The sequence below is a fragment of the Pseudofrancisella aestuarii genome (assembly GCF_003574475.2).
In the GTDB taxonomy this organism is placed as follows: domain Bacteria; phylum Pseudomonadota; class Gammaproteobacteria; order Francisellales; family Francisellaceae; genus Francisella; species Francisella aestuarii.
Genome location: NZ_QLIS02000001.1, coordinates 693,500 through 705,686, shown reverse-complemented (window position 1 = coordinate 705,686; position 12,187 = coordinate 693,500). Strand labels below are relative to the sequence as shown.

Below are 12,187 nucleotides of genomic sequence, written 5' to 3'. Positions count from 1 at the left end.
GTTTTATTAGATTAAAGCTTAATAATTATATCAAAATTTTTAAGTAAATTCTTATTATGAGTTATAAATATGACAGTCTTATTTTGCATTAGAGTTTTAATATTTTCAAAAACTTTTACTTCTGTTTCTTTATCTAAGCCCTCTGTTGGTTCATCCATAATCAAAATTGGAGACTCTCTTAAAAATGCTCTAGCTAACGCTATCCTTTTTTGTTGTCCTCCAGAAAGGTGTTTACCATACTCACCAGTCCATGTATCTAAACCATTTTTAAGTGATAGGACATAATCTTTCATATATACTTTTTCTAAAGCATTCCATAATTGTTCATCAGTTGCTTTATCATTTGCTAATAGTAAATTTTCTCTAATACCTCCATTAAATATATGAGGAGATTGATTTATTATGGTCATCATATCTCTAAGTTGACTCTCACTAAAATCTTTTATAGAGTGCTCACAAATAGTTAAAAAGCCCTTATTGATATCCCAAAATCTAGCTAGTAAATTTACTATTGTAGATTTTCCTGATCCTGTAGGTGCGAATAAGGCTATTTTTTGTTGATCTTCTATTTCTAAATTAAAATCTTTTAAAATTAAATTGTCATTAGTGTATCCAAAATCTACATCTTTAAAGCTTATATCATAAGATTCTAATTGAATATAATTTGAATTATCGAAAATGATGTCAGGTTTAGAGTTTGTTATTTTAAGTATTCTTTTCGCAGCAGATATCGTTTTTCCTAAATATTGATAAGCTAATGGAAGAGGCATAATTGACTCAAATAACGCAAGAATTCCCAAAAATATTAAGGCTATAAATGCTCCGTTTAAAAGACCACTTTCAACTAGCGATACAGCTATCATTGTAGTAACTATTATTATAAAACCTAGACAAAAAGTCATAATGGCTGCACCAGTACCAGAGACTGTACTTAGCTTTATTTCACTATTTATAAGTTCAGAGTTTTGCTCTTTAATTTTATTAAAGTGATAACCATCTAAATCAAAAATTTTAAGTTCAGCTAAAGAAGATATATGCTCAACTACTTGAGTTTTTAGAGCTGAACTATTTTCATTTAATTGCTGAGATTTTTTACGAGCTAATAGGTCACTTATGAATGGTGTCCCAAAGCCAGTTATTAGGCTTAGGATTAGAGTTGTCAAAGCTAGTTTAATACTGAAAAAGCAAAATAAAATAGAAATAGATAAACAAGCTAAAATAAAAACTATAGTAGGAGAAATGATCCTTACATATAGATTGTCTAATGCTGCAACATCATTTACAAGTCTACCTAGGAGATCTCCACTTTTATACTTGAGTAGGTGAGAAGGCGCTAAGGGTTCAAGTTTTTTGTAAAACCATACTCTTATGTCAGAAAGAATCTTAAAAGTTGCTTCATGAGTAAAAACTCTTTCACCATAACGAGAGACGATTCTACCTAGAGAAAATGTTCTGACCCCAGCAGCAGGATAAAAGAAATTAAATGTTGATGCAACAGCATAACTTGTAGTTGCTAAATAGCCTGTGTATGAAATAAACCAGCCAGATAGAGACATCAGTCCAATCCCCATCAGTATAGCTGACCAAGCAAGCAATGTCCCAAATAACATCCACTGAGACTGATTTCTGAAAAGTTTTATAAAAGGTAAAAGGTTTTTCATTCGGTCACCTCATTTTTATAAAAACCATAAAATGCTCCATCTTGATCATTTACAAGATCATTAAATGATCCTTGTTGTATAATCTTTCCTTCATCGAGCACGATAATATTATCAACACAATTTAAGAAGCTTAATTTATGAGTCAGGATTATCACAGTTTTCTCTTGCCAAGAATCTTTTAAAGAGTTAATAATTTTTCCTTCACTTTCTTTATCAAGACTAGCTGTTGGCTCATCTAATATAAGTAATTGATGTTGTTTTAAATATGCTCTAGCTAAGGCTAGTCTTTGAGCTTGCCCTCCTGATAAACCTATATTTTGCTCTCCAATTTCAGTATTTATTCCTAAAGGCAAAGAGTTTATAAAAGCTAGAAGGTTAGCTTTTTCTAAAGCGCTATTTAGGTCTTCATCAGAGGCATTTTTATTTGCTATTAGTAAGTTATCTTTTATAGAACCTTTAAATAAAGTCGCATTTTGTCCAAGCCAAGAAATATTTTTTAGCCAAGATTTTTCATCTATCTCTCTTAGCTCTTGTTTATCATTAATATTAATTGATCCTTCATAATCTATAAATCCAAGGATTGTATTTATTAATGTTGTTTTGCCAGCACCACTTGCACCAACGATAGCGACTTTTTCTTTATCTTTTATTGATATGCTGATTTTGTCTAGGGCAGTTTTATCATCATACATAACCTCTAAATCTTTTATGGTAATTTTATTAATAGAATCTGCTATGGGAGTTTTTTTATTATTATCCATAGCTGTTATTTCAAAGACTTTTGCAATTTCTAGAGCTGCACCTATAGCTTCTGCTTTCGCATGATAGTGAGTGCTAAGTTCTCTAAGAGGCATAAAAAACTCTGGAGCTAATAGTAATATAAATAAAGCTCCTTGTAGCGTCATGTTATTCAGAGCCCACCAAATATTATTATTTTCTCCAGCATTAATGAATCCCATACCTAAATATACTGCAACAATAGCAATAGAGGCTGCAGAGAACATTTCTAAGATGCCTGAAGATAAAAAAGCAATTCTTAGAACTTTCATGGTTCTTATACGATATACATCAGAAGCTTCGAATATTTTTTGGCTTTGTGATTTACTTTTTCCAAAAAGTTTTAAAGTTGTTAATCCTCTCAAAGTATCTAGAAAAGTGCTGCTCATTCTAGCCAGGGTTTTAAAATGTTTTTGGCTTTCTGACTCTGCACCTAAACCAACAATTATCATAAATAAAGGAATTAAAGGAGCACATATTAATAGTATTACACCACAGACTATACTTTGAGGAAAAATGAAAACTAAGATAGCTAACGGCATAAGTCCAGAAAGGGTTATTTGTGGTAAAAATTTTGTTAAAAATCCTGTTAATCCTTCAACTTGTTCCATGACAGTACTCGTAAGCTCAGCACTAGACATTTTAGATATTTTTATTGGACCTAATTTATTTATATGTTCTATAAGGTCTTCTCTAAGTTGCTTTTTCACTATTGAAGCAGCTTTATAACTTACAATCTCCTTAGCCCAACTAAGTATAGCTCTTAAAATAACAATAATTATTATTCCTATAAAATAGTTAATAAGCTGATTTAGTGTGTGTTGTTTAATATAAGCTTCATAAGAAATATGTGCTAATAAATATAGTTGACCAATTAATAATAAACCACTTGTAAAACTTATTAATACAGTTAAATTTATCCATTTTTTAGCTGGTTTTGATATGTGTCTTAACCATGAACTAGCAGTTTTTTTATTTTCTTTTGATATATCTGTAGACATCTATCTCTCAAAAATTGATCTTATATAGGTTTAATTCCACTACTGCTAAATTATAGCATTCAAAATACAAAATGTTGAAAGATAGTATTATATAAAAATAAGCTTAATCCAGTTATTAGTAATATGATAAAATATATAGCATATAAGCAATAGGAGTATGTAGTATGAGTAAAACTAAAAAGTTAGTATTAGCTGGTGTTTGTTGTGTTATAAGTTTGCCATTGTTTGTAAATGCAGATGCTAGTGATACATGGGGAGCTACTAAAGAGTCTGCATCAAATGTTTGGGGAGCTACTAAAGATACAGCATCTAATGCATGGGGAGCTACTAAAAACTCGGCATCAAATGTTTGGGGTGTTGCTAAAGATAAAGGTTCAGATGCGTGGGATGCTACTAAAGATACAAGTTCAAATGCATGGGATGCTACAAAAGATACAACTACAGATGCATGGGATGCTACTAAAGATACAGCAACAGATGTAGGGAATGCTGCAGAAAATAAAACTCAAGATGTAGGAAATGCTGCAGGTAACACTTTAGAAAAGGCTGGACAGTCTACTAAGCAAACAGTAGATAATGGCGGTTTTTAATTTTATTTTATAAATCTATTTAGCCCCTTTATAATAGTGGGGTTTACTTTAATCTTTAACATTACCTCAATCAATAAATGCATATTCCAATATGCCATAGAAATTGAAGATGCTATTGCTAAGCCGTATATTCCATAAAAATTTGTCAGGATTATACCTAAAATTACATTTATAGTTAGAGCGATATAAAAAGCCACGCAAGTATTTTTCTCAAAACCAGCCATATTTAAAATAGTAGCAACACATCCAGATAAAATATTTATTAATTGGCCTATCATTAATATACAGAAAACATAATATGATGGAATATATTTGCTTCCATACAATAAAGTTATTGGGTAGCCAAAAATTAGTAACCCAATTATAGCTATGAGTGATAAGAAAAATATAATCTTAGTATATGATGTAACTCTCTTTTGAAACTCTTCTCTAGGACAGTTTTTATAATCGTCAGCTATATGTGAGAGTACGTTTGAGTTGACTGCATTTAAAACAAAAGCTACTAGAGCACTTAGTTGTAATGCGACACCAAATATCGCTATATCCTGAGCAGAGGATATACCTTTTAATATTAATATATCTACTTGAGAAAGCAATAATAGTCCCCATTGCATTAAGGCAAAAGACATATTACTTCCTATTGGCTTTAGGCTCTTAAAGTTAAACTTCACTATTTGCTTTGACCATATAATGAATATATAAAAAAACATTAGTATAAACATCGAAGCAACTAAGGAGGTTACATTTTGAAGACTTAGAGCTAAGAAAGCTGAGATTGATATTAACATTAAGATTCGTAATCCTAATTGAATAAGGTTGGCAAAAACTACCAATCTTTTAGCTACAAAAAAGGACTGTAAAATATTTGCCATAAAGAAAGGTATAGCAAAGGCTAAAGCATAGAGTTCAATATAATTAAAGTTATCTTCAAAATAACCATATAGGATAGCAAGAGCCATAGTGATGATTATTATTGTAAAACCTCTTTTAAAATACCAGTTATGTGTCTCAAAAGTTTCCTGATCTCTTTCAAAGCCTTGTTTATCAGATCTTCCCCAAGTTCGTGCTAAAATACCACCAGCCCCCATAGTTGCAATTACTGCTAATATAGTTGCAAGAGTAATACCAAATATATAGTATCCATAATCTGTCATAGAGATACTTCTAGCTAAAAGTATAGCTGTAATAAATGCACAGCCTTGCCCTAAGGCCTGAACAAACATGGTGAGTAAAGATTTTGAAAGTATATGATTATTTAGTATACGTTTGATCAAGATTTTTCTTTTTAATTTTAGAGTTTTAATAATTTTATCAACATTACACGAATATAAGAATAAAAAGCTTATATAGAGTTTTGATTTGCATTAATATTTGCGGCTAGAGATTTCTTTATTATAGTCTTTAGTAGTTCTGCAAAACGGTGGTTTGGATCGTTTCTTAAGCAGTTAAGGGCATATTGTTGCAAAATTCCAAGAGGTAAGGTTATATCATCCCTCATTTGAATAGACTTTTCTTTTACAGGATTTGGATGTAAAAAAGATTCATCTTTATTTGTAATAGAAAATAAATATTTTTTGGCTAAAGTGTATTCATTATGCAGCTCTTTCCAAAAGTCGCTATATTCATTATCTTTGCTTATATGTTTAGTTAAATCAAAATTGGTTTGACCAATGCTTTGCAGAGCATTATCAAAAATACCTTTAATAATTAATGAACGATTATATATTCTTTTTAGAATATCTAGGTTTGTTTGATCTTCTTTCGCTAACGTATCAATAGCAGTTCCTAATCCATAGAAGGCAAGAATATTTTGCTTCATCTGCATCCAAGATGTACCATAAGGAATTGCTCGTAAATCATCAAATTTTATATCTTGCCCAGAATTTCTTTTGGCAGGGCGTGAACCAATATTCATATCACTAATATATTTTAAAGGGGTTATTTCTGTTAAGTAACCCATAAATTTTTGATGGTTTTTTAGTTTTGAGTAAGCATCAAATGAAAGTTTACCTATATCAGTTATAAGCTTATTTTCTGTAGCGTTTAACTTTTGAGCATTATGTAAATTAAGTTTACCGTATAACCCAGAAGTTAATATTTGTTCTAAGTTATATTGTGCTGTATCTGAGTTCCCAAACTTAGAGGATATGCTTTGCCCCTGAATCGTTACTTGTACATCATGGTTTGAAACTACATTTGATAAACCTTTATAAAACAAGAACATATCTCCACCACCACGAGAAGGGGGGCCGCCTCTGCCATCAAAGAAGATAGGTTTTATTCCTTTGGATTTAAAATATTCGCTAAGCGATTTTTTAGCTTCAAGTATAGACCAATTAGCCATAAAATAGCCACCATCTTTAGTTCCATCAGAAAATCCTAACATAATAGTTTGAGTGTTTTTCCAAACAGATAAATTATCTCTATAAAGTTTTATTTTAAGCAGCTCATCAATAATAGTAGTTGAGTTTTCTAGATCATCCATTGTTTCAAATAAAGGAACAACCTCAATTCTTATTTTTTTGTTTTTGGTGCCTTTATTGAATAATTTAAATAAAGCTAGTACTTCTAAGATACTAATAGTAGAGTCGGCATTACTTATAATATATCTTTCAATAGCTTGATAGCTATTTTGCTCTTGTATTGATTGGATAGCCTCAATAGTTGCAATTAGTTCTTTAGCTAAACTACTGCTTATTTTTAATTCATTAAGAGTTTTTTCTTTACATAATTTTATTAAAGCTTCAATCTTCTCATCATTAGTTAATTTACTATAGTCTAACTTATAATTTTTTCTAAATATTTCAGTGAAAAATTCGTGATGTATTTTAGCATTTTGACGAATATCTAATTTTGCAAAATGAAAACCAAATATTTTAGCTTTTAAAATAAGGTTGTTAAGCTTACTAATAAATAATGAGTCGTATTGAGTTTCTATAGTTTCTTTAATTTTATTCAAAGCATTTATAAATTGCTCAACTGTTTTATATTTATCAGTTTTTAATCGCTTTCTGATTTTTACAAGATCTTCATGAACTTTATCAAAAGTAAGCTTTTTAATTAATTTTTTTAAATCTTTATTGTAACAATTAAAAATACTTTTTCTTAAATGAGATGAAACATTCTTAGTTATTGAAGCTGTAACGAAAGGGTTTCCATCTCTATCTCCACCTGGCCAAAAACCTATTTCAATGTTTGTATAATCATCTGTTAATTTGTGCTGGACTTTGGGTATAGTATTGTAAAAAACATATTTTAAATACCAAATTATAGATTTAGCTTCATTTTCTGGAGAAGGTTTAGTTTTATTACTAAACTTGGTTTTTCCCATTTGTAAGAAGATATCACGTACTTTGTTTATATCATTCTCGATGATTGCTTTTTTTAGATCATTAATAATAGGTAATACAAGTTTTGCATAGAATTGTGTTGGGTGAGCAGTAAGTACTAATCGAGCTTTATATTCTTTTAGCTCTTTTGAAAAGGTATTTTGTTTTTTGTTTTGTTCAACTTCTCTTATTAATCTAGTTATGCTGTACTCGCCATTTAAATCATGTGTTTTTGCATAAGCAGCCTCTTCAAGAGCATCTATTAGAACTATTTGTCTTTCTATAAATCGAATAAATTTGATAAAGATTTTAAGCTTTTCCTCTTCAGATAATTCTGAAAATGAATTTTCAACAATCTCTATTGAGTTTTTACCATTTGCTAATTCAGTTTTACAAAAATTTGAAAAAGCTTCTAGTTTTGAATTTGCATAATGTTCTTTATCAAGAGGTAATCCTAAAAAAAGTCCATTCAGCATTTTATATTTAAGTTCAACTTCTGATTTGTAATGTTCTAGAAGTTCATTTCTAATTGAATAAAACGACATATTAAATCTCCTCATCTCTCAGAAGTATTTTAACAGTGTTCGAGCAAAAGGAAATAAAAATAGTTATTTGGTTGGTGTAATGGAATTTCTATAATTCTTAAACTCTAATTGTTCAAAACCTTGTTTAAGTTCATTTAAGGCCTGGCTATAGCAATTATCTGTATATTCTAGAATAATTTTTTTATCTGACTCTAGTGAGGCTTGTTGATATATGTGTAGAAGGCTTGCTTGTAATTTCTTACTAACTAGAAGATTATTGCTTCCATAAATTCTAATAAATTCAAAACTGCTTTTGATGAATTTTTCTAATGGGATTTCAGTCATAAAGATTTTGTTATAGATTATCTCACTATTTTCTTTATTATTTTTTAGTAAGTAATCAATTAATCTAGTAGAAGAATCTATTACATAAATAGCTGTTCTTGGGTCATTAATTCCAGGAGACAAAGCTTTACCAGCTATTTCATCTAGAAGTTCAAGGCAAAATATAGGGTCATTAGAAAAAATTCTTTCATCAGATAGAATGAATCTATTCAAGAGTTCATCTAAATCATTACCTTTAAGATTTTTTGTGGTTTCTACATAAGCAATTTTATCTAATACAGTTAAGTGAGATCCTATGCTCTTTACTATATATATATTAGTATCCTTATCTTCACAAAGCTTATTCAAAGCAGCAAAATCTATATCAGTTAAAAATCCATAAGTTTTAGAATATATAGGTATAGCATTTTCAGGTATTTTGTCTTTAACTAATATATGACAACTTTTGTAAGGATTTTTAATATAATTCTCGATTGTTGATTTGGCTTGCTTTTCAGTTATTATTGGTAATATTTTAATTTGTCCAAGTCTAGCAATGCTATCAATCCATAAGATAAAGGTGAAAATTACCCAACCAATAACACCAATAGTTAAAACAAAAATCAAGAAGATACCTGAATGGTTGAAGGAATTTGACTTAACACCTATTGTTGCAACTATCCCAAAAATAAAAGCTCCAATAAAGCTAGAAGTCGCTTTTTTTGAAATATTGTCTTGAAGTAGTAAGGTTAGAACTCGTGGTGTACCAGATTTGCTTGCAGAAGTATAAGCAGAAATCATAGAGCCAACAGCAAAAGTTACTACAACTAACATGCTAGTATTTATTATTGAAAGAAGGGTAGTAACTGTTTCTGCTGTGACTCTTTTAGGATATAAATTAAATATCTTAAACTCTTGAAGAAAGTAGCATATAGAAACTCCTAATATAGCAAGTAAACAATATGCTGTAGGTTTAAACCATAGTTTTGCTTTTAGTCTATATAAGAATTGCTTCAAATATATTATTAATTTAAACATTTTAAAGTATCAGTCTATTTTATAACTGATATTCCTCCCATATATTTTACAAGTGCTTGAGGTATCATGATTGAACCATCTTCTTGTTGATAGTTTTCAATAATAGCTAATAAGGTTCTACCAACAGCTAGTCCGGAACCATTTAGTGTGTGAACTAGCTCAGGTTTTTTCATATCTTTATTTTTATGTCTAGCCTTCATTCTACGCGCTTGGAAATCACCACACCAACTACAAGAAGAAATTTCTCTATAAGTATTTTGTGATGGTAACCATACTTCTAAGTCATAGGTTTTTTTTGCACTAAAACCCATATCTCCAGTACATAATTTAACTACACGGTATGGTAGTTCTAGTTTTTGTAATATTCTTTCAGCATGATTTGTTAATAGTTCTAAAGATTCCTCTCCAGTTTCAGCAGTTGTAATATGAATTAACTCAACCTTTTCAAATTGATGTTGTCTTATCATACCTTTAGTATCTCTACCGTAAGAACCTGCTTCACTTCTAAAACAAGGAGTGTGGGCTGTATAATGTAAAGGTAAAGAGCTTGTTTCTAAGATTTCATCTCGTACTAAGTTTGTCACAGGAACTTCAGCAGTAGGAATTAAACTATACTCAAATTCACCTTGTAATTTGAATAAATCTTCAGCAAATTTAGGAAGCTGTCCTGTTCCATATAAACTGTCATTATTAACCATGTATGGTACATATAGCTCTTCATATCCATGTTTTTCTATATGAGTATCAAGCATGAACTGGATTAGCGCACGATGTAATCTAGCTATTTTATTTTTCATAACAACAAATCGGCTACCTGTAATTTTTGCAGCAGACTGAAAATCAATCATTCCTAGAGCTTCACCTAAGTCAGCATGATCTTTAGCAGGAGCTTCTGAATGAAATTGACGAGGCGTTCCCCATTTTCTAACTTCAACATTTTCACTTTCATCTTTACCAATAGCAACATCATTTGCAGGTAAATTAGGCATTTCAAGCATTAAATCATTGATAGAATCTAATAACTCTTTTAGCTTCTTCTCTACAGTTTTTAATTCTTCATTAATTTGTCCAACTTTTTTGAAAATATCACTAGCATCTTTGCCTTTAGCTTTTCTTTTGCCAATTTCCTTAGAAATTGCATTTCTTTGTTCTTGAAGCTCTTGAGTTTTTTCTTGAAGGACTTTTCTTTTCTCTTCGAGTTTTTGGAATTTTTTTATATCAAGTATATAACCACGAGTAGCTAATTTTTCTGCAACCTCTTGCAGGTTATCTTTTACATATTTTGCATCTAACATAAAATTACCTATTTTGAAAATTTAAAAATTGGAGTGCCAGTCATTTCCTTAGGGGTATCTAAGTTCATAACAGTTAAGATTGTTGGAGCGATATCTGAAAGCTTTCCATGTTCTAAGTTTACTTCAGCTTTTTTACTACCTACATATACAAATGGTACAAGATTAGTGGTATGTGCTGTATGAGGTTTGTGAGTTTTTGGATTAACCATCATATCAGCATTTCCATGATCTGCTGTAATAAACATATTTCCACCATTATCTAATATAGTATCTTTAAGTCTTCCGATACATTTATCTAAATATTCGATAGCTTTAATAGTTGCCTCATAATTTCCAGTATGGCCTACCATATCAGAGTTTGCATAATTACAAACTATACAGTCATATTTGCCACTATTAATAGCGCCTACTAATTTATCTGTAACTTCTGGAGCAGACATTTCAGGTTGTAAATCATATGTTGCGACTTTAGGCGAAGGAATTAAAATTCTATCTTCCCCTTCAAATTCATTTTCTTTACCACCATTAAAGAAGAATGTCACATGTGGATATTTTTCAGTTTCAGCAATTCTCAATTGAGTCTTGTGATTTTTAGCAAGTATTTCGCCAAGAGTGTTTTGTGGCTGCTCGGGAGGAAACGCTACGGAGCAATTTAATTTCGCATCATATTGTGTGAGGGTAGTAAAATTTATGTTTAGATGCTTTTCTCTATCAAAACCAGAGAATTCAGGATCTACAAAAGCATGACTTATTTCTCTTGCTCTGTCGGCTCTAAAATTCATAAATATAACACTATCACCATCAGTTATATTTACTAATTCATCATTTTTTATTATGCAGGTTGGAATTACAAATTCATCAGTTTGATCTCTTAAATATGATTGTTCTAAAGCATCGATTGCTGAGTCACAAATAAATTCGGAGTTACCATTTACTATAGCATCGTATGCAATTTCAACACGAGACCAACGATTATCTCTGTCCATAGCATAATACCTGCCAGATACTGTAGCAATATACCCTAAATCTAATTTTTGAAGTAATTTGTCAGCTTTTTCAATAGATTCTTTTGCTGATTTGGGAGGCATGTCTCTACCATCTAAGAAGGCATGCAAAAATACTCTTTTAACACCTTTATCTTTTGCCATCTTTATTGCTGCAAAAATATGCTCTTCGTGAGAATGAACCCCGCCTGGAGAAAGTAGACCCATTAAGTGTAAGTTTGAGCCATTTTTAACAACATCATCCATTGCTTTACAGAGAGCTTCATTTTTTTCAAAAGAGCCATCCTCAATAGCTTTATCTATTTTGGTAAGCTCTTGATAAACTATTCGTCCAGATCCAATATTTACATGCCCAACCTCAGAGTTACCCATTTGTCCCTTTGGTAATCCAACATCTAGACTAGAAGCATTTAGTAAAGTTTTGGGATAAGTTTCCCATATGCTGTCCCAATTTGGAGTGTTAGCATTTCTGATAGCATTAAAATAGTCGCTTTCACTATACCCCCATCCATCTAGAATAAGTAAAAGAGTTGTTTGTTTCATAAAAGCTCCAGTGAGTTTTTATTAAAAAGAGAATTAACGATAATTATAACTTTATATTTAAGTTTTGTCTGCTTTGTTATCGAAAAAGTTGCAGCTTTTAA

8 protein-coding genes are annotated in these 12,187 nt (G+C 30.5%); 1 reads left to right on the top strand and 7 read right to left on the bottom strand.

Going from position 1 to position 12,187, the window contains the following annotated elements; genetic code table 11:
- Positions 1 to 11: 11 nt before the first annotated feature.
- Both cydC and cydD read right to left on the bottom strand, forming a co-directional pair.
- Positions 12 to 1,661: a heme ABC transporter ATP-binding protein/permease CydC gene (gene cydC, locus DNK87_RS03560; RefSeq protein ID WP_119330169.1), complete on the bottom strand. Its 1,650-nt coding sequence runs from the start codon at positions 1,659 to 1,661 to the stop codon at positions 12 to 14.
- A complete protein-coding gene (cydD, locus tag DNK87_RS03555) occupies positions 1,658 to 3,439 on the bottom strand; it encodes a heme ABC transporter permease/ATP-binding protein CydD (RefSeq protein ID WP_119330170.1) in 1,782 nt (593 codons plus the stop codon). Before cydD ends, cydC begins: the two co-directional genes overlap by 4 nt.
- A 164-nt stretch (positions 3,440 to 3,603) precedes the next feature.
- Here cydD and DNK87_RS03550 point away from each other — a divergent pair, with 164 nt between their 5' ends.
- Positions 3,604 to 4,029, top strand: coding sequence for a hypothetical protein (locus tag DNK87_RS03550; RefSeq protein WP_119330171.1), 426 nt, complete (start codon positions 3,604 to 3,606; stop codon positions 4,027 to 4,029).
- A 2-nt stretch (positions 4,030 to 4,031) separates the two neighbouring features.
- Here DNK87_RS03550 and DNK87_RS03545 read toward each other — a convergent pair whose 3' ends face one another.
- The 5 genes from DNK87_RS03545 to gpmI form a co-directional block, all read right to left on the bottom strand.
- Positions 4,032 to 5,303 carry an oligosaccharide flippase family protein gene (locus DNK87_RS03545; protein ID WP_119330172.1) on the bottom strand — a complete coding sequence of 424 codons (1,272 nt, stop codon included), beginning with the start codon at positions 5,301 to 5,303 and terminating at the stop codon, positions 4,032 to 4,034.
- Between the two features lie 68 nt (positions 5,304 to 5,371).
- Positions 5,372 to 7,903 (bottom strand): phosphoenolpyruvate carboxylase, encoded by a 2,532-nt coding sequence (locus DNK87_RS03540; protein WP_119330173.1) that lies wholly within the window; start codon positions 7,901 to 7,903, stop codon positions 5,372 to 5,374.
- Positions 7,904 to 7,966: 63 nt separating this feature from the next.
- Positions 7,967 to 9,244, bottom strand: a complete 1,278-nt coding sequence (locus tag DNK87_RS03535) for a DUF2254 domain-containing protein (protein WP_119330174.1) — start codon at positions 9,242 to 9,244, stop codon at positions 7,967 to 7,969.
- A gap of 14 nt (positions 9,245 to 9,258) precedes the next feature.
- Complete coding sequence (gene serS, locus DNK87_RS03530) at positions 9,259 to 10,539, bottom strand: serine--tRNA ligase (protein ID WP_119330175.1); 1,281 nt, start codon at positions 10,537 to 10,539, stop codon at positions 9,259 to 9,261.
- Positions 10,540 to 10,547: 8 nt separating this feature from the next.
- Complete coding sequence (gpmI, locus tag DNK87_RS03525; protein WP_119330176.1) at positions 10,548 to 12,086, bottom strand: 2,3-bisphosphoglycerate-independent phosphoglycerate mutase; 1,539 nt, start codon at positions 12,084 to 12,086, stop codon at positions 10,548 to 10,550.
- Positions 12,087 to 12,187: the final 101 nt, after the last annotated feature.

What these genes read in the sequence shown, in the direction of transcription:
- cydC (WP_119330169.1), bottom strand. Translation starts at nt 1,661, where the DNA reads ATGAAAAACCTTTTACCTTTTATAAAACTTTTCAGAAATCAGTCTCAG.
- cydD (WP_119330170.1), bottom strand. Translation starts at nt 3,439, where the DNA reads ATGTCTACAGATATATCAAAAGAAAATAAAAAAACTGCTAGTTCATGG.
- DNK87_RS03550 (WP_119330171.1), top strand. Translation starts at nt 3,604, where the DNA reads ATGAGTAAAACTAAAAAGTTAGTATTAGCTGGTGTTTGTTGTGTTATA.
- DNK87_RS03540 (WP_119330173.1), bottom strand. Translation starts at nt 7,903, where the DNA reads ATGTCGTTTTATTCAATTAGAAATGAACTTCTAGAACATTACAAATCA.
- DNK87_RS03535 (WP_119330174.1), bottom strand. Translation starts at nt 9,244, where the DNA reads ATGTTTAAATTAATAATATATTTGAAGCAATTCTTATATAGACTAAAA.
- serS (WP_119330175.1), bottom strand. Translation starts at nt 10,539, where the DNA reads ATGTTAGATGCAAAATATGTAAAAGATAACCTGCAAGAGGTTGCAGAA.
- gpmI (WP_119330176.1), bottom strand. Translation starts at nt 12,086, where the DNA reads ATGAAACAAACAACTCTTTTACTTATTCTAGATGGATGGGGGTATAGT.